Source organism: Enterobacter cloacae complex sp. SHL018 (assembly GCF_049237905.1).
GTDB lineage: Bacteria > Pseudomonadota > Gammaproteobacteria > Enterobacterales > Enterobacteriaceae > Enterobacter > Enterobacter hormaechei_C.
On the sequence record NZ_JBMKJE010000001.1, the window covers coordinates 98,286 to 119,637 of the forward strand.

The 21,352-nt window shown below is 55.5% G+C and carries 22 protein-coding genes; 11 read left to right on the top strand and 11 right to left on the bottom strand.

Features of this window, described 5'->3' with window-relative positions:
- Positions 1–26 precede the first annotated feature (26 nt).
- The 4 genes from secD to ACOTY5_RS00490 all read left to right on the top strand — a co-directional run bounded on the left by secD (position 27) and on the right by ACOTY5_RS00490 (position 4,051).
- Entirely contained in the window at positions 27–1,874 is a 1,848-nt protein-coding gene (gene secD / locus ACOTY5_RS00475) for a protein translocase subunit SecD (RefSeq protein ID WP_017383164.1), read from the top strand.
- A gap of 10 nt (positions 1,875–1,884) precedes the next feature.
- Positions 1,885–2,856, top strand: a complete 972-nt coding sequence (gene secF / locus ACOTY5_RS00480) for a protein translocase subunit SecF (RefSeq protein ID WP_003859105.1) — start codon at positions 1,885–1,887, stop codon at positions 2,854–2,856.
- Positions 2,857–2,994: 138 nt separating this feature from the next.
- The gene (locus ACOTY5_RS00485) at positions 2,995–3,360 is read left to right on the top strand and encodes a VOC family protein (protein WP_045142043.1); all 366 of its coding nucleotides are present in this window, start codon (positions 2,995–2,997) and stop codon (positions 3,358–3,360) included.
- Between the two features lie 10 nt (positions 3,361–3,370).
- Positions 3,371–4,051, top strand: a complete 681-nt coding sequence (locus ACOTY5_RS00490) for a helix-turn-helix transcriptional regulator (RefSeq protein WP_017383166.1) — start codon at positions 3,371–3,373, stop codon at positions 4,049–4,051.
- A gap of 87 nt (positions 4,052–4,138) precedes the next feature.
- On the opposite strand, the gene ACOTY5_RS00495 is transcribed toward ACOTY5_RS00490, so the two are convergent.
- Positions 4,139–5,023, bottom strand: coding sequence for a nucleoside-specific channel-forming protein Tsx (locus tag ACOTY5_RS00495; RefSeq protein ID WP_026080602.1), 885 nt, complete (start codon positions 5,021–5,023; stop codon positions 4,139–4,141).
- 268 nt (positions 5,024–5,291) lie between these two features.
- Positions 5,292–5,831 (bottom strand): DUF3251 domain-containing protein, encoded by a 540-nt coding sequence (locus tag ACOTY5_RS00500; protein ID WP_421631808.1) that lies wholly within the window; start codon positions 5,829–5,831, stop codon positions 5,292–5,294.
- A gap of 152 nt (positions 5,832–5,983) precedes the next feature.
- Between ACOTY5_RS00500 and nrdR the strand changes: the two genes are divergently transcribed.
- The 5 genes from nrdR (at position 5,984) to thiL (ending at position 9,590) form a co-directional block, all read left to right on the top strand.
- Positions 5,984–6,433, top strand: a complete 450-nt coding sequence (nrdR, locus tag ACOTY5_RS00505; protein ID WP_003859099.1) for a transcriptional regulator NrdR — start codon at positions 5,984–5,986, stop codon at positions 6,431–6,433.
- 4 nt (positions 6,434–6,437) lie between these two features.
- Positions 6,438–7,541, top strand: coding sequence for a bifunctional diaminohydroxyphosphoribosylaminopyrimidine deaminase/5-amino-6-(5-phosphoribosylamino)uracil reductase RibD (gene ribD, locus ACOTY5_RS00510; RefSeq protein ID WP_045142044.1), 1,104 nt, complete (start codon positions 6,438–6,440; stop codon positions 7,539–7,541).
- An 87-nt stretch (positions 7,542–7,628) separates the two neighbouring features.
- On the top strand, positions 7,629–8,099 hold the full coding sequence (gene ribE, locus ACOTY5_RS00515) for a 6,7-dimethyl-8-ribityllumazine synthase (protein WP_003859098.1): 471 nt from the start codon (positions 7,629–7,631) through the stop codon (positions 8,097–8,099).
- Positions 8,100–8,120: 21 nt separating this feature from the next.
- Entirely contained in the window at positions 8,121–8,540 is a 420-nt protein-coding gene (gene nusB, locus ACOTY5_RS00520) for a transcription antitermination factor NusB (protein WP_006809908.1), read from the top strand.
- Between the two features lie 78 nt (positions 8,541–8,618).
- Entirely contained in the window at positions 8,619–9,590 is a 972-nt protein-coding gene (thiL, locus tag ACOTY5_RS00525) for a thiamine-phosphate kinase (protein ID WP_045142045.1), read from the top strand.
- A gap of 99 nt (positions 9,591–9,689) precedes the next feature.
- Here the strand turns inward: thiL and ACOTY5_RS00530 are convergent, their stop codons facing one another.
- From ACOTY5_RS00530 to xseB, 4 genes are all read right to left on the bottom strand, one after another.
- Positions 9,690–10,664: an aldo/keto reductase gene (locus ACOTY5_RS00530; protein WP_045142046.1), complete on the bottom strand. Its 975-nt coding sequence runs from the start codon at positions 10,662–10,664 to the stop codon at positions 9,690–9,692.
- A gap of 62 nt (positions 10,665–10,726) precedes the next feature.
- Positions 10,727–12,589, bottom strand: a complete 1,863-nt coding sequence (gene dxs, locus ACOTY5_RS00535) for a 1-deoxy-D-xylulose-5-phosphate synthase (protein WP_015571294.1) — start codon at positions 12,587–12,589, stop codon at positions 10,727–10,729.
- A gap of 24 nt (positions 12,590–12,613) precedes the next feature.
- Positions 12,614–13,513 carry a (2E,6E)-farnesyl diphosphate synthase gene (ispA, locus tag ACOTY5_RS00540; RefSeq protein WP_017383172.1) on the bottom strand — a complete coding sequence of 300 codons (900 nt, stop codon included), beginning with the start codon at positions 13,511–13,513 and terminating at the stop codon, positions 12,614–12,616.
- On the bottom strand, positions 13,514–13,756 hold the full coding sequence (gene xseB / locus ACOTY5_RS00545; protein WP_015571292.1) for an exodeoxyribonuclease VII small subunit: 243 nt from the start codon (positions 13,754–13,756) through the stop codon (positions 13,514–13,516). It lies immediately after the preceding gene.
- Between the two features lie 178 nt (positions 13,757–13,934).
- Between xseB and thiI the strand changes: the two genes are divergently transcribed.
- Entirely contained in the window at positions 13,935–15,383 is a 1,449-nt protein-coding gene (gene thiI, locus ACOTY5_RS00550) for a tRNA uracil 4-sulfurtransferase ThiI (protein WP_006809903.1), read from the top strand.
- Between the two features lie 69 nt (positions 15,384–15,452).
- Positions 15,453–16,187 carry a GntR family transcriptional regulator gene (locus tag ACOTY5_RS00555; protein WP_017383174.1) on the top strand — a complete coding sequence of 245 codons (735 nt, stop codon included), beginning with the start codon at positions 15,453–15,455 and terminating at the stop codon, positions 16,185–16,187.
- A 26-nt stretch (positions 16,188–16,213) separates the two neighbouring features.
- On the opposite strand, the gene ACOTY5_RS00560 is transcribed toward ACOTY5_RS00555, so the two are convergent.
- The 5 genes from ACOTY5_RS00560 to panE all read right to left on the bottom strand — a co-directional run bounded on the left by ACOTY5_RS00560 (position 16,214) and on the right by panE (position 21,307).
- A complete protein-coding gene (locus ACOTY5_RS00560; protein ID WP_017383175.1) occupies positions 16,214–16,936 on the bottom strand; it encodes a glucosamine-6-phosphate deaminase in 723 nt (240 codons plus the stop codon).
- Positions 16,933–18,258: a 6-phospho-beta-glucosidase gene (locus ACOTY5_RS00565; RefSeq protein WP_015571289.1), complete on the bottom strand. Its 1,326-nt coding sequence runs from the start codon at positions 18,256–18,258 to the stop codon at positions 16,933–16,935. Before ACOTY5_RS00565 ends, ACOTY5_RS00560 begins: the two co-directional genes overlap by 4 nt.
- Positions 18,259–18,270: 12 nt before the next feature.
- Positions 18,271–19,539: a PTS sugar transporter subunit IIC gene (locus ACOTY5_RS00570; RefSeq protein WP_062933925.1), complete on the bottom strand. Its 1,269-nt coding sequence runs from the start codon at positions 19,537–19,539 to the stop codon at positions 18,271–18,273.
- 300 nt (positions 19,540–19,839) lie between these two features.
- A complete protein-coding gene (gene yajL / locus ACOTY5_RS00575; protein ID WP_023296019.1) occupies positions 19,840–20,433 on the bottom strand; it encodes a protein deglycase YajL in 594 nt (197 codons plus the stop codon).
- Entirely contained in the window at positions 20,396–21,307 is a 912-nt protein-coding gene (panE, locus tag ACOTY5_RS00580; protein WP_033486684.1) for a 2-dehydropantoate 2-reductase, read from the bottom strand. Before panE ends, yajL begins: the two co-directional genes overlap by 38 nt.
- Positions 21,308–21,352 lie beyond the last annotated feature (45 nt).

Genomic DNA, 21,352 nt, shown 5'->3' on the forward strand with positions numbered 1-21,352 from the left:
CCCAACTTTTCCCAAAGGGAACTGCCGTGTTAAACCGTTATCCTTTGTGGAAGTACATCATGCTGGTCGTCGTGATTATCGTCGGCCTGCTGTACGCGCTTCCCAACCTGTATGGTGAGGATCCGGCCGTTCAAATCACTGGCGCGCGCGGTGTCGCCGCCAGTGAGCAAACGCTGATCCAGGTCCAGAAAACGTTACAAGAAGAAAAAATTACCGCTAAGTCTGTGGCACTGGAAGAGGGCGCAATTCTTGCTCGCTTCGACACCACCGACACGCAGCTCCGCGCACGTGAAGCGCTGATGGGCGTGCTGGGTGATAAATATGTCGTGGCGCTTAACCTTGCTCCTGCAACCCCACGCTGGCTGGCTGCGCTGAACGCAGAGCCAATGAAACTGGGTCTTGACCTGCGTGGCGGCGTTCACTTCCTGATGGAAGTGGATATGGATACCGCGCTCGGCAAGCTACAGGAACAGAATATCGACAGCCTGCGCAGCGATCTGCGCGATAAGGGCATTCCGTACACCACCGTACGTAAAGAAGATAACTACGGCCTGAGCATCACGTTCCGCGACAGCGCGGCACGCGATCAGGCTGTGACGTATCTGTCTCAGCGTCACCGCGATCTGGTGATCACCTCTCAGGGCAGCAACCAGCTGCGTGCGGTAATGACCGACGCGCGTCTGAGTGAAGCACGTGAATACGCCGTTCAGCAGAACATTAACATTCTGCGTAACCGTGTAAACCAGCTGGGCGTGGCTGAGCCACTGGTACAGCGTCAGGGTGCTGACCGTATCGTGGTCGAACTGCCGGGTATCCAGGATACCGCCCGTGCGAAAGAGATTCTGGGCGCGACGGCGACCCTGGAGTTCCGTCTGGTTAACTCCAATGTCGACCAGGCTGCTGCGGCTTCAGGCCGTGTGCCGGGCGATTCTGAAGTGAAACAGACCCGCGAAGGCCAGCCTGTTGTGCTGTACAAACGCGTGATCCTGACCGGTGACCATATCACCGACTCCACGTCAAGCCAGGATGAGTACAACCAGCCGCAGGTTAACATCTCGCTGGATAGCGCAGGCGGCAACATCATGTCTAACTTCACCAAGGACAACATCGGCAAGCCGATGGCGACCCTGTTCGTGGAGTACAAAGACAGCGGTAAGAAAGACGCCAATGGCCGTGCCGTGCTGGTGAAAGAGGAAGAGGTGATTAACATCGCCAACATCCAGTCTCGTCTGGGTAACAGCTTCCGTATTACCGGTATCAGCAACCCGAACGAAGCGCGTCAGCTCTCTCTGCTGCTGCGTGCCGGTGCGCTGATTGCGCCAATTCAAATTGTTGAAGAACGTACCATCGGTCCAACCCTGGGTATGCAGAACATCAAACAGGGTCTGGAAGCGTGTCTGGCCGGTCTGGCGGTGTCCATCATCTTCATGATCTTCTTCTATAAGAAGTTCGGCCTGATTGCGACCTCCGCGCTGATTGCCAACCTGGTGCTGATCATCGGTATCATGTCCCTGCTGCCGGGGGCGACGCTGACCATGCCGGGGATTGCGGGTATCGTTCTAACCCTTGCGGTGGCGGTCGACGCCAACGTACTGATAAACGAACGTATCAAAGAAGAGCTGAGCAACGGTCGTTCTGTACAGCAGGCGATTGAAGAAGGCTACAAAGGGGCGTTCAGCTCCATCTTCGATGCGAACGTAACAACACTGATTAAGGTTCTTATCCTGTATGCAGTGGGTACTGGCGCGATCAAAGGCTTTGCGATTACTACCGGTATCGGTGTCGCAACGTCGATGTTTACCGCTATTGTCGGCACCCGTGCCATCGTGAACCTGCTGTACGGCGGCAAGCGCGTCAAAAAGCTGTCTATCTGAGGAGTGCGTTGTGGCACAGGAATATACTGTTGAACAATTGAACCACGGCCGTAAAGTCTGGGACTTTATGCGCTGGGACTACTGGGCCTTCGGCATTTCAGGTTTTCTGCTGATCTTGTCCATCGTCATTATGGGCGTGAAAGGCTTTAACTGGGGTCTGGATTTCACCGGTGGTACGGTGATCGAAATTACCCTGGAAAAACCGGTCGATATGGACCAGATGCGTGAGTCTCTGCAAAAAGCGGGCTTTGAAGAGCCGCTGCTACAGAACTTCGGCAGCAGCCGCGACATCATGGTGCGTATGCCGCCGGTACACGATGCCAACGGCAGCCAGGAGCTGGGCAGCAAGGTCGTCCAGGTTATTAACGAAACGACCAGCCAGGATGCAACGGTTAAGCGTATTGAGTTTGTCGGCCCGAGCGTTGGTGCTGACCTGGCGCAGACCGGTGCGATGGCGCTGCTGGTGGCGCTGATCTCGATCCTGATTTACGTCGGTTTCCGCTTTGAGTGGCGACTGGCGGCAGGCGTGGTTATCGCCCTGGCGCACGACGTGGTGATCACCATGGGCATACTGTCTCTGTTCCACATTGAGATTGACCTGACGATTGTGGCATCCCTGATGTCCGTTATCGGTTACTCACTGAACGACAGTATCGTGGTATCTGACCGTATTCGTGAAAACTTCCGTAAGATCCGTCGCGGCACGCCGTACGAAATCTTTAACGTGTCGTTGACCCAGACGTTGCACCGTACGTTGATCACCTCCGGCACCACCCTGATGGTGATCCTGATGCTGTTCCTGTTCGGTGGCCCGGTGCTGGAAGGCTTCTCGCTGACCATGCTGATCGGTGTGTCTATCGGTACGGCCTCGTCTATCTACGTCGCGTCCGCACTGGCGCTGAAGCTGGGCATGAAGCGCGAGCATCTGATCCAGCAGAAAGTCGAGAAAGAAGGGGCGGATCAGCCGTCCATTCTGCCGTAAGAGTCTTATGTAGTATCGAAATCCCGGCCTGTTGGCCGGGATTTTTTTTGTCTGCATCTCACAAACACTCCTGACAGTATGCTGTCAGGAGCTCTGTCGTAGACTCCTTCTGAACCCTAACAACAGGCAGGAGGACGTATGAAAAGTGTTATTAACTGGTTTGAAATTCCGGTCGCCGATATGGATCACGCCATCAAATTTTATGAGTCGGTGATGCAGGTCGCGCTGCGGCGCGAGAAGATGGACGTGGCTGATCTGGCGATTTTCCCGCACCAGGATCCGGCCACCGGCGGCGCGCTGGCGAAATTTGACGGCGTTACACCGTCTTCGCAGGGCGCTATTATTTACCTGCATACTGACAATCTGGCGGCCACGCTCGATCGTATTGCTTCTGCGGGCGGTGAGTGCGTGTTTGGCCCGCTGGAACTGCCGCAAGGCATTGGCACTATAGCCCTGTTTACCGACAGCGAAGGTAATCGCGTCGGCCTCCATCAACCGGTATGAGAGTAAACCGATGACCCGACGCGCTGACCGTTTGTTCCAGATTGTGCAGATCCTTCGGGGCAGGCGTCTGACAACGGCAGCGCATCTGGCGGAAAGGCTTGGCGTGTCCGAGCGCACGGTGTACCGCGATATCCGCGACCTGTCGCTTTCCGGCGTGCCGGTGGAAGGCGAGGCGGGAAGCGGATATCGGCTGATGTCGGGTTTTGATTTACCCCCGCTGATGCTGACCAACAAAGAGTCCGAGGCGCTGATGGTGGCGATTCGCCTGCTCAAAACCTGGGGCGGGGAATCGCTGTCGCGCGAGCTGGAGTCGGCCCAGGAAAAAGTGCTGGCGATCCTGCCAGAAGAGAGCCGCCGCAAGGCGGAGCAGACGCGTATATATGCGCCGGATATTGCGCTTCAGCCCCATTCCCGCAGCGGATTTGATGTGATTCATCAGGCGATTTCCGCCCAGCGCGTGCTAGCACTGCATTATCGTGATGAGGCTGGGCAGTTAACCTGGCGTGAGGTGCAGCCGCTTGGGCTGTTCTTCTGGGGGGAGCACTGGCTGTTGGCGGCGTGGTGCGAGCGACGCGATGACTATCGCTGTTTCCGGCTCGACCGATGCCTCAATATTGTGCAGACGGAGAGGCGGTTTAGCGAAAGTGCGGACAGGTCATTGGCAGATTTTTTGCGCAAGGTGAGGCAGTAAAAAGCCGGGGGGCGGCTACGCTTACCCGGCCTACATTCGGATCGTAGGCCCGGTAAGCGTAGCGCCACCGGGCGGAATCCGCACTGATTAGAAGTTGTAACCCACGACCAGGTAACCACCCCAACCGGTAGAGCGAACGCTGAAGTCGCCGTTGCCAAAGTTCAGGCTGGCGTCGTCGTTCCACTGGCCACCGTTGTGCCAGTAACGCGCAACAACAGAGTAGTGCCAGTGATCGTAGTTCAGCGCCAGAATGTGGCTGGACGCGATGGAGTCGTTAGTGCGCGCTTTTCTGCCGTTCAGGTCGCGGAAATCGTTATCGCCCAGGTCTGAACCCCAGTCAAAGTTGGTGAAGCCGATATAGCTCAGGTTGCCGCCCCACAGTTGGGTAATTGGCACGAAGTATTTCACTTTGAAACGGTAGCCGTCCCACTCGTTCTCGTTCGCGGCGCCGTAGTTCTGCCACTGGTATTTTGCGTAGACGTTCATGGACAGGCTCATCGGCAGGCCAGTCTCAATGTCTGTACCCAGACCCATGTACCAGGTGCTCTGGCGACCGGACTTGTTGCGACCCATGTCGTAGATGTAGTTGTTTGCGAAATACCACTCTTTGAACGGACCAAACGCCAGACTGGTACCGGTCAGTTTATCAATGGAGAAGCGGGGTTCGATCTCCATGAACAGTGGGGAACCGTGGTTCCAGATACCTTTCGCGTCGGTATTACCGCCGAAGAATACCGGTGCGTCCATGTAGCCATAGAAATCAAACCAGTCTTTTTTAGCGAATGCTTCGTACTCGAGGTAGGTATCGTTACGGATCTGCGGTCCGAAACGGGTATGGTAGCTGCCTACAACGTTAACGCTCTGATGCCACCAGTCGGAAAGGTATTGTGGTTTGTCGTTTTCCGCTGCGTTAACAGTGAAAGAGGTGGAGAGTGCCAGAACTGCACCGGCTGCGAGTAATGTTTTTTTCATAATCATGCCACTGATTGAAATTCCCTTCCGGGAGTGAAAAATGCGCGAATTGCGTTTCTAAATATTTCGTATTTCTGCGGAGCCTATTATAGGAATCCTTGCTCACAAAAATATGTGTTGTTTCACATATCTCTCACATACGTAATCGATTGCGTTCACGTTTGCGTACTTTAGACGGGCGGGATTGTAGCGGCAATCATTTATGTTGCCAATCCATACGAAATGTAAATGTTAGCGGAGTGACATTTCACTCCGCTAGAAGGGCGGGTTATTGCGCGGCGGGTTGAATGTCGTGAATACGGATAAAGCCCAGCTGTTCTGGGGTCAGTCCGCTCAGCTGGAGCGGGATATCAACATCGCTCGGCGCCAGCGTGCTGGCGGGGGCGGTGAAGAGCTGATTCTTCACGTTCACTTCCTGATAGCTCTCCGTGGTGCCCTGAATCTGGCCCCACTCTACGGTGCCGCTGAACGCGGGAAGCGGATGGTTGGACTCACCCTGAATGCGTAATGTTGCGCGAGTACCATCGGCATTCGCTGCAACATTCACCACAGACATCTTTAGCATGCCAATCTGGCTGTTCAGACGCGCGGGCGTGTTTGCACCTGGCAATAAATAAACGCCATTGCTGGATTTGGCATTCAGCGCGTTCTGCTGGGTGATCTTCACGGTTTCTTTGTTAAGTTTGTCCATCGCCACGTTAAGCGTATTCACGCTTTGTTTCATCTCGCGGACTTCGCTTTGCTGTGCGCAGGCGCTGAGCGTGAACAGGCTCCCCACCAGCACTATTTTCAGGTAACGTCTTGTCATTGCGTTTAATTCCTTGAAATCACAGATTGCTGCAATGGTAGACAGGATAGTGCCGTCAGGCATAGATCCTTTGTCTCAAAAAGCTCTTCCTTTGTTGTCGGGCCAGTTCAGGGTAAAATAGAAATCAGTTAACCAGATAACAGGGACATCGTATGCATTGCCCATTTTGCTCCGCTGTGGATACCAAAGTCATCGACTCGCGTCTTGTAGGCGAAGGGTCTTCCGTGCGTCGTCGTCGGCAGTGTCTGGTGTGCAACGAGCGTTTTACCACCTTTGAGGTGGCAGAGCTGGTAATGCCGCGCGTGGTAAAAAGTAACGATGTGCGCGAACCGTTCAATGAAGAGAAACTGCGTAGCGGGATGCTCAAGGCGCTGGAAAAACGGCCCGTCAGCTCCGATGATGTCGAAATGGCGTTAAACCATATTAAATCTTATCTGCGGGGGTTAGGTGAGCGCGAAGTGCCGAGCAAAATGATCGGCAATCTGGTGATGGAACAGCTGAAAAAGCTCGATAAAGTCGCCTATATCCGCTTTGCCTCCGTTTACCGCAGCTTCGAAGACATCAAAGAGTTTGGCGAAGAGATCGCCCGCTTACAGGATTAAGCCCATGCACGACGAGATGTACATGGCGCGAGCCATGAAGCTGGCGCAGCACGGTCGGTTTACCACTCACCCTAATCCCAATGTCGGGTGCGTCATTGTTAAAGATGGCGAGATTGTGGGGGAAGGTTTTCACTACCGCGCAGGCGAGCCGCATGCTGAAGTGCATGCCCTGCGCATGGCGGGTGAGAAAGCGCGTGGCGCGACGGCCTATGTGACGCTGGAGCCATGCAGCCATCACGGACGTACGCCGCCGTGCTGTGAGGCGCTGATTGCGGCGGGCGTCTCGCGCGTTGTCGCCGCCATGCAGGATCCTAATCCGCAGGTGGCGGGCCGCGGTCTGTATCGTCTGCAACAGGAAGGCATCGACGTCAGCCACGGCCTGATGATGCAGGATGCCGAAAACATCAACAAAGGCTTCCTGAAGCGTATGCGCACCGGCTTCCCGTTTATCCAGCTTAAGCTTGGCGCGTCACTGGATGGCCGCACGGCGATGGCGAACGGCGAGAGCCAGTGGATCACCTCGCCGCAGGCAAGGCGCGATGTGCAACGTCTGCGCGCGCAAAGCCATGCTATTCTCACCAGCAGTGAAACGGTACTGGCTGACGATCCGGCCATGACCGTGCGCTGGGAAGAGCTGAATGCGGATACGCAGGCGCTCTATCCGCAGGAGAACCTGCGTCAGCCGCTGCGCATTATTATTGATAGCCAGAACCGCGTGACGCCGGAGCACCGCATCGTGCAGCAGCCGGGTGAAACCTGGATTGCCCGCACCAAAGAAGATACGCGCGAATGGCCGCAAGGCGTGCGCAGTATTATGGTGCCGGAACATAACGGGCATCTGGATCTGGTGGTGCTGATGATGCTGCTCGGCAAACAGCAGGTCAACAGCATCTGGGTTGAAGCTGGCCCGACGCTTGCCGGCGCGCTGCTTCAGGCGGGGCTGGTGGATGAGCTTCTCGTCTACGTTGCGCCTAAACTGTTAGGTAACGACGCGCGCGGCCTGTTTGTGCTGCCCGGCCTTGAAAAACTGGCCGATGCGCCGCAACTCTCATTCAGCGAGATTCGTCCGGTAGGCCCGGATGTCTGCCTCCATTTAACGACAGCGTAATTGCTCCTGAAATAGGGAAGCAGTGCGCAAAGTATTATGATAAAATCCGCCCCCCTGCGGGGCCAAATGAACCCGTAAAGGAAGAGTATGAACATTATTGAAGCTGCTGTAGCTACCCCGGACGCTCGCGTCGCCATCACCATTGCGCGTTTCAACAACTTCATCAACGATAGCCTGCTGGAAGGTGCGGTTGACGCCCTGAAACGTATCGGCCAGGTTAAAGATGACAACATTACCGTCGTTTGGGTTCCAGGCGCTTACGAACTGCCACTGGCGGCGGGTGCGCTGGCGAAAACCGGTAAATACGACGCGGTGATTGCGCTGGGTACTGTTATTCGTGGCGGCACTGCGCACTTCGAATACGTTGCGGGCGGTGCAAGCAACGGTCTGGCACACGTTGCACAGGATGCTGAAATTCCTGTCGCGTTCGGCGTGCTGACCACCGAAAGTATTGAACAAGCCATCGAACGTGCTGGCACCAAAGCCGGTAACAAAGGTGCAGAAGCTGCACTGACCGCGCTTGAAATGATCAATGTATTGAAAGCCATCAAGGCCTGATTTTTTTGTAAGGGGAATTCCGTGAAACCTGCTGCTCGTCGCCGCGCCCGTGAATGTGCCGTCCAGGCACTTTACTCCTGGCAGTTGTCCCAGAACGACATCGCTGATGTTGAATACCAGTTCCTGTCAGAACAGGACGTGAAAGACGTTGACGTTCTGTACTTCCGTGAACTGCTGTCGGGAGTGGCGACTAATAGCGCGTATCTCGATGGTCTGATGAAGCCATACCTGTCCCGTCTGCTCGAAGAGCTGGGCCAGGTCGAAAAAGCAGTGTTGCGTATCGCGCTGTTTGAGCTGTCTAAACGTGATGATGTGCCGTACAAAGTGGCCATCAACGAAGCGATCGAACTGGCGAAAACCTTCGGCGCTGAAGACAGCCACAAGTTTGTTAACGGCGTGCTGGATAAAGCCGCACCTGCGATCCGTCCCCACAAAAAGTGATCCGCAAACCGGAGTCTTGCATTGCCTTTTTGGCAGTGCGGCTCCGGTTTTTTTATTTAATTTGCTGAGGCATAACGTATGGCATGCGGCGAATTCTCCCTGATTGCCCGTTATTTCGACCGTGTCAGAACCTCTCGTCTTGATGTTGAAACCGGCATTGGCGATGACTGCGCACTTCTCAATATTCCCGAAAAACAGACGCTGGCAATCAGCACCGACACCTTAGTGTGTGGGCGTCATTTCCTGCCGGATATCGATCCTGCCGATCTGGCGTATAAGGCGCTGGCGGTCAACGTCAGCGATCTGGCGGCAATGGGCGCCGACCCGGCCTGGCTGACGCTGGCTCTGACCCTGCCGGAGGTGGATGAAGCCTGGCTTGAAGCCTTCAGCGATGCCCTGTTTGAACAGCTGAATTATTACGATATGCAGCTGATTGGCGGTGATACCACCGCCGGTCCGCTGTCCATGACCCTGGCAATCCACGGCTATGTGCCTGCCGGGCGCGCGCTGAAGCGCTCGGGTGCAAAACCAGGCGACTGGATCTACGTGACCGGTACGCCGGGTGACAGCGCGGCAGGGCTGGCGATCCTTCAGAACCGTTTAACGGTTGAAGATGCTGACGATGCGGCGTATCTGGTGAAGCGTCATCTGCGGCCAACGCCGCGTATTCTGCACGGCCAGGCGCTGCGCGAGCGGGCCAGTTCGGCAATTGATCTCTCTGACGGGCTGATCTCCGATCTCGGCCATATCCTGAAGGCCAGCGGCGTGGGCGCACGCGTTGACCTGGATCTGTTCCCGCTGTCGGAGCAACTGCTTCGCCATGTCGAACCTGAACAGGCGCTGCGCTGGGCGTTATCCGGTGGAGAAGATTATGAGCTGTGCTTCACCGTGCCTGAGCTGAATCGCGGAACGCTGGATGTGGCGTTAGCGCATCTGGGGGCGAAATTTACCTGCATCGGGCAGGTGATGCCGGAAAGTGAAGGGCTGCTGTTTGTCCGCGACGGCGCCCCGGTTACGCTTGACTGGAAAGGGTACGATCACTTCGCGTGAGTTTGTGCGCTCTGTGTTGCCGGGTAGCGCTGCGCTTACCCGGCCTACAAAAGGTGCGATCGTAGGCCGGGTAAGGCGAAGCCGCCACCCGGCAAGTGTTTATTTAAACCCTACCACCGGATGCTGCTGATACGGCGTCTCCAGCTCGGCAATCTGCTCCGGCGTCAACGATAAGTCCACCGCACTCAACAACTCATCCAGCTGTTCTTCCCGCGACGTGCCCACAATCGGCGCGGCGACACCGCGCTTGCTCAGCAGCCACGCCAGCGCCACCTGCGCGCGCGTTGCACCGATATCGTCGGCGATCCCGGCTAAGCGTTCGGCAATTAACGCATCGCTGGCTTCTGTATCGTCATACAGGTTTTTACCCACTTCATCCGATACCAGCCGGGCGGTAGTTTCCCCCCACGGACGGGTTAACCTTCCGCGCGCCAGCGGGCTCCACGGGATCACCGCCACGCCTTCCTGGTAGCAGAGCGGCAGCATCTCGCGCTCTTCTTCCCGGTAAATCAGGTTGTAGTGATCCTGCATGGTGACAAAGCGCTCCCAGCCGTGCTGCGCCTGGAGATCGAGCGCCTGGGCAAACTGTGAGGCATGCATGGACGATGCGCCGATGTAGCGCGCTTTACCGGCTTTCACAACGTCGTTTAACGCTTCAAGCGTCTCTTCGATCGGGGTGTTGTAATCCCAGCGGTGGATTTGCAGCAGGTCGACGTAATCCATGTTCAGGCGTCTGAGGCTGTCATCAATGGAACGCAGGATCTGCGCGCGAGAAAGGCCTTCCGCCAGATCGCCTGACGGGTAGTACACCTTAGTGGCGACCACAACGTCATCACGACGGGCAAAATCTCGCAGGGCGCGGCCCACAATCTCTTCGCTGCTGCCATCTGAGTAGCTGTTGGCGGTATCGAAGAAGTTGATGCCGCCGTCAATGGCGCGCTTGATGATAGGGCGGCTGCTCTCTTCCGGCAGCGTCCAGGCATGATTTCCCCGGTCAGGCTCGCCAAACGTCATGCATCCCAGGCAAAGCCGGGACACCTTAAGGTCCGTTTTTCCTAATGTCGTGTATTGCATGGTTCCGCTCCTGCTGTTTAAACAATACGTTTAAGCATAGCAGGAGCAGAAAAGGGGAGGGATCAGGCCAGCCAGGTGCGGATTTTAGCTTCGATACCGGCGGCGTCCAGACCAATGTCGGCGCGCGCCTCGTCCTGGGTGCCTTGCGGGATGAAGTGGTCCGGCAGGCCGAGATTAAGCACCGGAACGGCCTTACGGTTCGCCATCAGCACTTCGTTCACGCCGCTACCCGCGCCACCCATGATGGCGTTCTCTTCCAGCGTGACCAGCACATCATGGCTTTCCGCCATGCTCAGAATCAGAGATTCATCGAGCGGCTTCACGAAACGCATATCGACCAGCGTTGCATTCAGGTTTTCAGCGACTTTTGCCGCTTCCGGCATCAACGTACCAAAGTTCAGGATCGCCACTTTTTCACCGCGGCGTTTCACCAGACCTTTACCGATGTCCAGTTTTTCCAGCGGCTGTAATTCAACGCCAAGGGCATTACCGCGCGGATAACGTACCGCGCAGGGACCGTCCTGATAGTGGTAACCGGTATACAGCATCTGACGACACTCGTTTTCGTCGCTTGGCGTCATGATCACCATATCAGGGATGCAGCGCAGGAAGGAGAGATCAAACGCGCCCTGGTGCGTCTGGCCGTCAGCTCCCACAATGCCCGCGCGATCGATAGCAAACAGCACCGGCAGCTTCTGGATGGCAACGTCATGGATAACCTGATCGTAGGCGCGTTGCAGGAAGGTAGAGTAGATCGCTACCACCGGCTTGTAGCCGCCAATCGCCAGGCCCGCAGCAAAGGTTACCGCGTGCTGCTCGGCGATAGCCACGTCGAAATACTGGTCCGGGTATTTTTTGGAAAACTCCACCATGCCGGAGCCTTCACGCATGGCAGGCGTCACCGCCATCAGCATGTTGTCTTTCGCCGCCGTTTCGCACAGCCAGTCGCCAAAGATTTTTGAGTAGCTCGGCATCCCGCCGCTGCTTTTCGGCAGGCAGCCGCTGGTATGGTCGAACTTAGGCACCGCGTGGAAGGTGATCGGATCTTTTTCCGCCGGTTCGTAACCACGCCCTTTTTTGGTCATGATATGCAGGAACTGCGGGCCTTTCAGGTCGCGCATGTTTTTAAGCGTCGTCACCAGGCCCAGCACATCGTGGCCGTCCACCGGGCCAATATAGTTAAAGCCCAGCTCTTCGAACAGCGTACCCGGCACGACCATGCCTTTGATGTGTTCTTCGGTACGCTTAAGCAGCTCTTTAATCGGCGGTACGCCGGAGAAGACTTTTTTACCGCCTTCACGCAGTGAGGAGTAAAGCTTGCCGGACAGCAGCTGCGCCAGATGGTTATTCAGCGCGCCGACGTTCTCGGAGATCGACATTTCGTTGTCGTTGAGGATCACCAGCATGTCCGGTTTGATATCGCCCGCGTGGTTCATGGCCTCAAAGGCCATCCCGGCGGTGATCGCCCCGTCGCCAATCACGCAGACGGTGCGGCGTTGTTTATTCTCTTTTTCGGCGGCAACGGCAATACCAATGCCCGCAGAAATGGAGGTGGAAGAGTGGCCGACGCTTAACACATCATATTCACTCTCGCCGCGCCACGGGAACGGGTGCAGGCCCCCTTTCTGGCGAATGGTGCCAATTTTATCGCGACGTCCGGTCAGAATTTTGTGCGGATAGGCCTGGTGGCCTACATCCCAGATCAGCTGATCGAACGGCGTGTTATAGACGTAATGCAACGCCACGGTCAGCTCAACCGTGCCAAGTCCGGAGGCGAAGTGGCCGCTGGAGCGGCTAACGCTGTCGAGCAGGTAGCGACGCAGCTCGTCACACAGCTTCGGCAGACTCTCTTTCGGCAACAGACGTAACTCCTGAGTGGAGTCAACTAACGCCAGTGTCGGGTATTTGGCAATATCAAAACTCATCAAAGGCTCATCGAGATTTATAGTTTATTTATCACGCTGGATTATGTAGTCCGCTAGCGCTTCCAGTGCCGAGGTATCCAGCGATTGCGCGGCCAGCTCATTCAGCGACCGGCGGGCATCGTCTATCAGATCCCGGGCTTTACGTTGGGCATGCTCAAGGCCCAACAGGGCGGGGTAGGTACTTTTGCCAAGCTGCTGATCCGCACCCTGACGTTTTCCCAATGTTGCAGTATCGCCCACCACATCCAGAATGTCATCCTGAACCTGGAATGCCAGACCGATACTTTCTGCGTATCTGTCCAGAACCGGCAGGGCTTTACGCCCGCGTTCACCCGCGCTCAGCGCGCCCAGGCGAACGGCTGCACGAATCAGTGCGCCCGTTTTGTGACGGTGGATGCGCTCCAGCTGTTCCAGAGTAACCTGACGCCCTTCAGCCTCTAAATCCAGTGCCTGGCCGCCGCACATCCCGGCGACGCCGCTGGCCATTGCCAGTTCGGACACCATTGCCAGACGATCGCGATCGCTCACCTCAACCATCGGCGCATCGCTCAGAATGGAGAAGGCCAGGGTTTGCAGCGCATCCCCCGCCAGAATGGCATTCGCTTCGCCAAATTTGATATGGCAGGTTGGCTGACCGCGACGCAGATCGTCATCGTCCATGGCCGGCAAATCATCGTGGATCAGCGAATAGGCGTGGATACACTCCACGGCGGCTGCCGGGGCGTCCAGCGTGTTATCGCTGATACCGAACATATTGCCCGTGGCATACACCAGGAACGGACGCAGGCGTTTACCCCCCAAGAGTGCGCCATAGTGCATGGCTTCAACCAGTGGAGTGTTCTGAAAAGGCTGCGGCTCAATGAATCGGCGCAGCGCATCGTTGGCGCGGATAACGCGCGCCTGAAGCGCGTTGGAAAAATCCATTTACTCGGCGTCCGGTGTGAATGGCGTGGTTTTAGCGTCTTCGCTGTCGGAAAGCAGGATCTGCACACGCTGCTCGGCCTGCTGGAGTTTTACCTGCCCCTGGCGCGCGAGCTGCACGCCGCGTTCAAATTCGTTGAGCGCGTCTTCCAGCGGGAGATCGCCGCTCTCAAGACGGATAACGATCTGCTCCAGTTCACTCAGCGCAGTTTCGAAACTGGCCGGTGCGTCGTTTTTCTTCGGCATAGTGAATTGACTCTTAAATTTTTCGCCCTGACATGGTAACGGACTCGGGGCAATTATCAAATAACGCGAGTGGCGCGATGGTGGTATACTTGCGCGCCTGGATGCAGCCACGGGTGTGGGCTGCTGTATCATTTTCCACTACAAGCCTTTATAAGCTTGCCTAAGAAACATTGCCGCCATGAAGTTTATCATTAAATTGTTCCCTGAAATCACCATCAAAAGCCAATCCGTGCGTTTGCGCTTTATTAAAATTCTCACCGGGAACATTCGTAACGTATTAAAACACTACGACGAAACGCTCGCCGTGGTGCGTCACTGGGACCACGTAGAAGTCCGCGCGAAAGACGAAAACAAACGTCTTGATATTCGCGACGCGCTGACCCGTATCCCGGGTATTCACCATATTCTGGAAGTGGAAGACGTTCCCTTCACCGATATGCACGATATCTTCGAAAAGGCGCTGGTGCAGTACCGCGACCAGATCGAAGGGAAAACGTTCTGCGTGCGCGTGAAGCGCCGGGGTAAGCATGAGTTTAGCTCTATTGAGGTTGAGCGCTACGTCGGTGGTGGTCTGAACCAGCACGTTGAAACGGCGCGCGTGCGCCTGACTAACCCGGACGTCACCGTTAACCTTGAGATCGAAAACGATCGCCTGCTGCTGGTCAAGGGTCGTTATGAAGGTATTGGCGGTTTCCCTATCGGCACTCAGGAAGATGTGCTGTCGCTGATCTCCGGCGGGTTCGACTCCGGCGTGTCCAGCTATATGCTGATGCGTCGTGGCTGCCGCGTGCACTACTGCTTCTTTAACCTGGGCGGCGCGGCGCATGAAATCGGCGTACGTCAGGTGGCGCATTACCTGTGGAACCGCTTCGGCAGCTCTCACCGCGTGCGTTTTGTGGCGATCAACTTTGAGCCGGTGGTCGGCGAAATCCTCGAAAAAGTGGACGACGGCCAGATGGGCGTGGTGCTGAAACGTATGATGGTGCGTGCGGCGTCCAAAGTGGCTGAGCGCTACGGCGTGCAGGCGCTGGTCACCGGTGAAGCGCTGGGGCAGGTCTCCAGCCAGACGCTGACTAACCTGCGTCTTATCGATAACGTGTCTGATACGCTGATCCTGCGTCCGCTGATCTCTCACGATAAAGAGCACATCATCGATCTGGCGCGTAAAATCGGTACTGAAGATTTTGCCCGCACCATGCCGGAATATTGCGGTGTGATCTCAAAAAGTCCAACCATCAAAGCGGTGAAGGCGAAGATCGAAGCGGAAGAAGAGAACTTCGATTTCAGCATCCTGGAAAAAGTGGTGGCGGAAGCGTCCAACATCGATATCCGTGAGATCGCTCAGCAGACCGAGCAGGAAGTGGTTGAGGTGGAGACGGTCAGCGGCTTCGGTGCTAACGATACGATTCTGGATATCCGTTCTGTTGATGAGCAGGATGACAAGCCGTTGCAGGTGGAAGGCGTCGAGGTGGTTTCGCTGCCGTTCTACAAGCTGAGCACCCAGTTTGGCGATCTCGACCAGAGCAAAACGTATCTGCTGTGGTGCGAACGTGGGGTCATGAGCCGTTTGCAGGCGCTGTATCTGCGTGAGCAGGGCTTCGCGAACGTGAAGGTGTATCGCCCGTAGTTTCTCGCCCGGTGGCGCGAGCGCTACCGGGCCTGCGATTCTATGCTCTTTTTGGCCGGGTAATCGACAATGGAAAAAAAACATAAGTACTGGGAAATCAAAGAGAGAATCAAAAAAGATATTCTCAATGAAGTCTACAAAAAGGGCGAAAGCATTCCGTCGGAGCGCGATCTTGCCGGTATTTATGACGTTACGCGCGTAACGGTTCAGAAAGCCATGGCGATGCTGGTACAGGAAGGGTATATCGAGCGTATCCACGGCAAGGGCATGTTTGTTTTAAAGAATACTGCCAGCAATATTTACATTCTGAATAATGAAAAGAGTGACAGTATTCTCGGGTTTTCCCGTGAATTTCAGGGGCGGGTCAATGTAACCAGCCGCTTGCTGACGTTGACGACCCTTCACGCCGACGCGGCGCTGGCACAGCACCTCGAAATTGCGCAGGGTGATGATGTCTGGTTTATTCGCCGTATCCGTTTACTGGACGGACAGCCGGTGTTAATTGAAGACAGCAATATTCCTCACAAGGTGGTTGCCACTGTTCCGCAGGCTATTCTCGAAGAGGGATCGCTGTATGGCTATATTGAAGACTTTACCGGTAAGAAAATCAGCGACGCCGATTCACTGATTGAAGCGGATCTTTTTGATGAGGAGCTGGCGGCCCATCTCAATATTCTGCCAGGCCAGCCGATGTTGAAAATTACCGAAGTCACGCGCCTCGATGACGGTAGAGCATTTAACTTCTCCATCAGCTACAACCGGGCAGATATTTTCCGCGTCAAGAATATGCATATCAAACGATAACAGGCGCATCAGCGCCTGTTTCTCTTTTACAGCTTAGCGGCTGCCGCTTTATCGACAATGATCCTTAACCGTGGGTGCGGCTTTAGCAGCGTCGCGGGAACCGCCGGGTCCGGTGCGGAATTGACGGTTGTTGCGATGATGTCGGCTTTTTTCTCGCCGCTTGCCATCAAAATAATGGCCCGTGAGGCCAGGATAGTCTTCATCCCCAGCGAAATGCCCTGACGGATATGACGCTGCTGGCCGAAGTATTTAACCGAAACGGCCTGCGTCACCGCATCCAGGTCCACGATGTGGCAACCGGTATCGAGGGCGGCGCCCGGTTCATTGAAGCCGATATGGCCGTTCATACCGATCCCCAACACAATGATGTCAGGCCCACCGTGGGCCGTAATAAAGTTATCCACACGCTGACACTCTTCCTCGGGGGATTGCGTCAGGCCATCAAAGAAACAGATCTGATCGTCGCGCAGGGCCAGGTGGCTGAAGAAATGGCCCCATACCATCTCCCGGCAGCTGCCTTTATCGGCCTGACCGAGCCCCAGCCACTCATCCAGGCCAACAAATGCCGCACGGGAAAAATCGACCCTACCCTGTTTGCTGGCGTGCACAAGCGCGGCAAAAACGCCCAGCGGCGTATCTCCACCCGCGATGCAAATCAGCGCATCGGGTTTTTGCGTAACGGTTTCAATGACCGCTTTCGCCACGGCGTCACTCAGCGCCGCATAATCGTCTGTCTGTTCTACGTTCATTGTGCGTCCTTACGTTTAGCATACTGGGGTAAATAACGGTGGTTGACCTCAAGATATTCATTAAGGATCTGTTCTGCCGCGGCGGCAGAAGGCACAAGGGGATTTACGCTCAGCGCCAGCAGCGCCGTGTCGTAATTTCCAGTGACAGCGGCCTCAACGGTGAGCTCTTCATAGGCCTTCACGCTCTGGATCAGGCCGCGGATCTTCACGGGCAGCCTGCCATAGGCGAGGGGATGCGCGCCGTTTCGGTCGATCATGGCGTTGGTTTCCAGCGTAACGTGATCCGGCAGATCGGGTGTTGTGCCCCTGTTAGGAACATTTACGACGTGGATCTCTTTTTTATCGTTATAAATAGCGCTGATGATCGAGCATGCAGTATCGGAGTACCATGCGCCTCCGCGCTGCTCCAGCTCTTTCGGCTTGTGCGCGAGATGGGGATCCTGATAAAGCGTAAAAAGCCGTTGCTCAATTTCGCGCGTCTGCTCGCCGCGGGTTCCCTTAGTATTTGCATCGCGCAGCGCGGCGTCGGTCATCTCGCGGGTCAAAAAATAGTATTTGAGGTAGGAGATAGGGTACATGTGGAGTGCCCTGGCAAAGCGGGCACTAAACCCAATGTCCGGTATATTTTTCAGGGAGTTATTTGCGCTGCCCTCGGCCAGTTTTTCAATAAAGTCGTCGGTATAATCCTCTCCCTTGAGGAAAATTTGGTCGGCAAAAATAAGATGGTTCAGACCAATAATGCGTGCGTAAACGTCCGACTTCTGCACGCCGTAGGCTTTGGCGATGTCCATCATCATGCTGTTTGCGCCACTGCAAATGCCTATGGTCCGAATGGCCGAGTGGCGGGTGATTGCCTCGGTGACAATCCCGGCCGGGTTGGTGAAGTTAATCAGCCAGCCGTTCGGGCACCATCTTTCCATGTCCTTACAGATATCCAGCAGGACCGGGATCGTGCGTTGAGCTTTCATAAACCCGCCGGGACCTGTCGTCTCTTGCCCCAGAACGCCGTATTTTAGCGGGATTTTTTCATCGTTGATGCGGGCATCAAGAAAGCCGACACGCAGCTGCGTGGTGACAAAATCGGCATCTTTCAGCGCCTCTTCCCGATCGAGCGTCAGGTGGATATTCATTGGGAGCCCGGCTTCAGCTACCATGCGCTGGGCCAGCTTTCCGACAATCTCCAGCTTCTCTTTTCCCTCTTCAATATCCAGCAAATAATAATCGGTGACCGGCAGCTCTGCGTAGCGTTTGATAAAACCGTCGATCAATTCTGGCGTGTAGCTGGAGCCGCCGCCAATAGTGACAACCTTGAGCTTTTTCATCGTGGTTCCTTTTTACAAGATGGGGTCGGAAAGCGTGTCCGCGTTGCGGCGGGCATTCTCTTCGGCCGCTTCGGTTTCAAGTTGTTTGCGCTCGGCCAGTTTGAAAAACGGCAGCCAGACCAGGGCGGAAATAACCAGCGTGCAGACGGACCAGATCACGGCAGGGATATTGCCGCCGGTCACGAACCATGCGGCGAAAATCGGCGGCATGGTCCAGGGGATCTGTAAGACGGGGCGACCAATGATGTCGAAGTACATCAGCGACCAGGTTGAGATGCACAGGATCATCGGCGTCAGGGTAAACGGGATCATCAGCAGTGGGTTGAAGACTATCGGGCAACCGAAAATGACAGGTTCGTTAATACAAAATATCGCGGAGGGCAGGGAGAGCTTGCCCACTGATTTGTACAGCCGACTGCGGGAACGCAGCATGGCAATGACCAGCCCCATGGTCGCGCCCGTTCCGCCCAGGCACATAAAGACGATATAAAACCCGTCGGCGGTAATATGGGGAATGGGCTGATGATGCAGATAGGCCTGAGTATTTTCAGCGATGTATTTCAGGAAAATGGGACTGGTGATGCCGGAAAGCACGTTGTCGCCATGTATGCCGCAGCACCACAGCAGCGAAATCAGAAAAATAAGCACCAGCATGCCCGGCAGCGAACCGAGGCCGGAGACGAGCGGGCTGAGCAGCAGGGTGAAGAAGTGGTTGATATCAAAATTCAGGATGACCCTAATCAGCCAGATCAGAGTGATTGCTACCGCGGCGGGGATCAGGCTCGCAAAAGATTGCGCCACGGCAGGAGGCACGCCCTCCGGCAGGGTGATCACGACGTTGTGCCGGATAAAAAATCGCATGATGTGCACCGTCAAAATCGCCAGGATTATGGCAGAAAACAGCCCCGCCGCACCAAGATTGTCAACGTTGAGCTGATAGCTGTCGTTGAGTTGCGCCAGTAAGAACACCACCAGCGTGACTATGCAGCAGGTGATAGCGTTGAGGTTGTACTCCTTCGCGAGGTTGTAGCTGATACCCACCGCAGAAATCAGCCCTATCGCACCAAAGGTAACGCCCACCGGGGCGCTGAGCTTTTCGGCAAACGGGCCAAGCCATTCACTCCAGCCGGGTATCGGTAGATTGGCGAGAATGAGAAACAGGCTACCGGTGATGGTGAAGGGTAAGGTCAGCGCAATACCGTTGCGCACGGCGACCAGTATTTTATTTTCGCCTACGCGAATCAGTACAGGAATGACTCTGTGCTCAAGAAATGTAATCACATTGCTTACTCCAGAAGAGATTTCTGCTCTCCCGCCGCTGTTGATGTCATCAGGCTTTGCTGGCGGATTTTTAAACTGGTATATACCAGTTGAATGCAGTTTTTCACGGTTCTTTTAGCCTGTCAAACAGGCATGCAATGCGGTGCAGATTTGATTATTTGTCTGAAAATAAAGGGTTTTTGAAAGGGTAAAACGGTGGGGAGACGCTTCAGGGCAGGAAAATGAATCACAGAACTGTGACGCTGGCTGCACTATTTCTGTAGGGCAGACGGGCCAGCGCGTTGCCAGCCCGGGAGGACATCAGGCTTCGTAGAAATTATAAATCCCCGCCGCCATCACCAGCGATGACGCCACTTCGTACGCTTTTTCGCGCCCAACCAGCAGGTCAATTATCTTCAGGCCAAAATCAATGGCAGTGCCCGGCCCCTGGCTGGTGAGCAGGTTAACGCGCGGATCCCAGACCACGCGTTTATCCACCCACTGGTCTTCCGGAATTGTGTCCTTCAGGCCAGGGAAGCCTGTCATATTGCCGATGGGGAAAATGTCGTGCGGAACCAGCACCGTACCCGCGGCCGCACAGATTGCCGCGACGATACGCCCGGAAAGATGAAACTGACGAACGGTTTCAACCAGCAGCGGGCTGTCGCGGAAACACTCTGCACCCTTCAGCCCACCCGGCAAAACGATAATGTCGTAATCACCGTCCGCCACCTGTACAAGCGGTGCATCCGCCAGGATCTTCACCCCACGCGAGCAGGTAATCGCCAGACTTCCGTCGCTGGCGACGCTGGCGGTAGTAACCTTAATACCACCACGCACCATCAAATCAATGGTGGTGACCGCTTCTGTCTCTTCGCTACCAGGGGCGAGGCATACCAGTGCCGATGCGCTCATACTCACTCTCCTTTCGTTTTACTAACTCAAACAGACGACTGTTTTCCGCAACGGTAATACCGTGTGCCCGGGCGCGTTTTAACAGATAACCGGTAATGTAATCAATTTCGGTATGCCGCATAGCCCGGATATCCTGCAACATTGAGGAGATATTTTCTGCCGTACTCTCAATGACCTGGTCGACATAATAACGTAAATCGGACTCTGAGGTGTGGTAGCCTTCGCGTTCAATGACGGCGGCAACTTCCCGGCAAATCAGCGCTACCCGATCGGGATGCTGACGCAGTTCACCGTTAGGGCAATCCAGCAGGGCGGTCAGCGGATTGATCGCGCAGTTCACCGCCAGTTTGCGCCACAGTTCCGCGCGAATGTTATTGTGCCAGGCGACGTCAGGCAGCGTGCTTTGCAGGGTATCCGCAAGATAGCTGTAATCGCCGGTCTGTTCACGCGCAGGACCGATATGGGTGATACCACTGGCAACATGGATAATGACGTTACCGTCGCGACGTGCCGCGTGGGTGGTTGTCCCCATCAGCAGCGGTTGCCGGACAGATTTTAGCTCTTCAATGGTACCCATACCGTTGTGAATCAGCAGGATTGGCGTGCTTTCAGGTAACTGGGCGGCCAGGCTTTTCACCGCATCGGAGACCTGCCAGGCCTTCAGCGTGACCAGCAGCAAATCGCTGGTGGCAAGAAATTCCGGATCGTTTGCCGTCAAAGACTCGTTGAAAATTGAACCGTCTGTACCAATTACGTTCACACTGCAATAGGGCTGGGGAATTCGCAGCCAGCCCTGAACGTCGTGTCCCTGTTTGCATAGCGCTGTAAGCCAGAGTTGGCCAAGGGCTCCGCATCCAAGCACTGTTACTTTCATCGTTCCTCCTCACCTGCAACGGCGCCAGGTGCTATGACGCTAAGT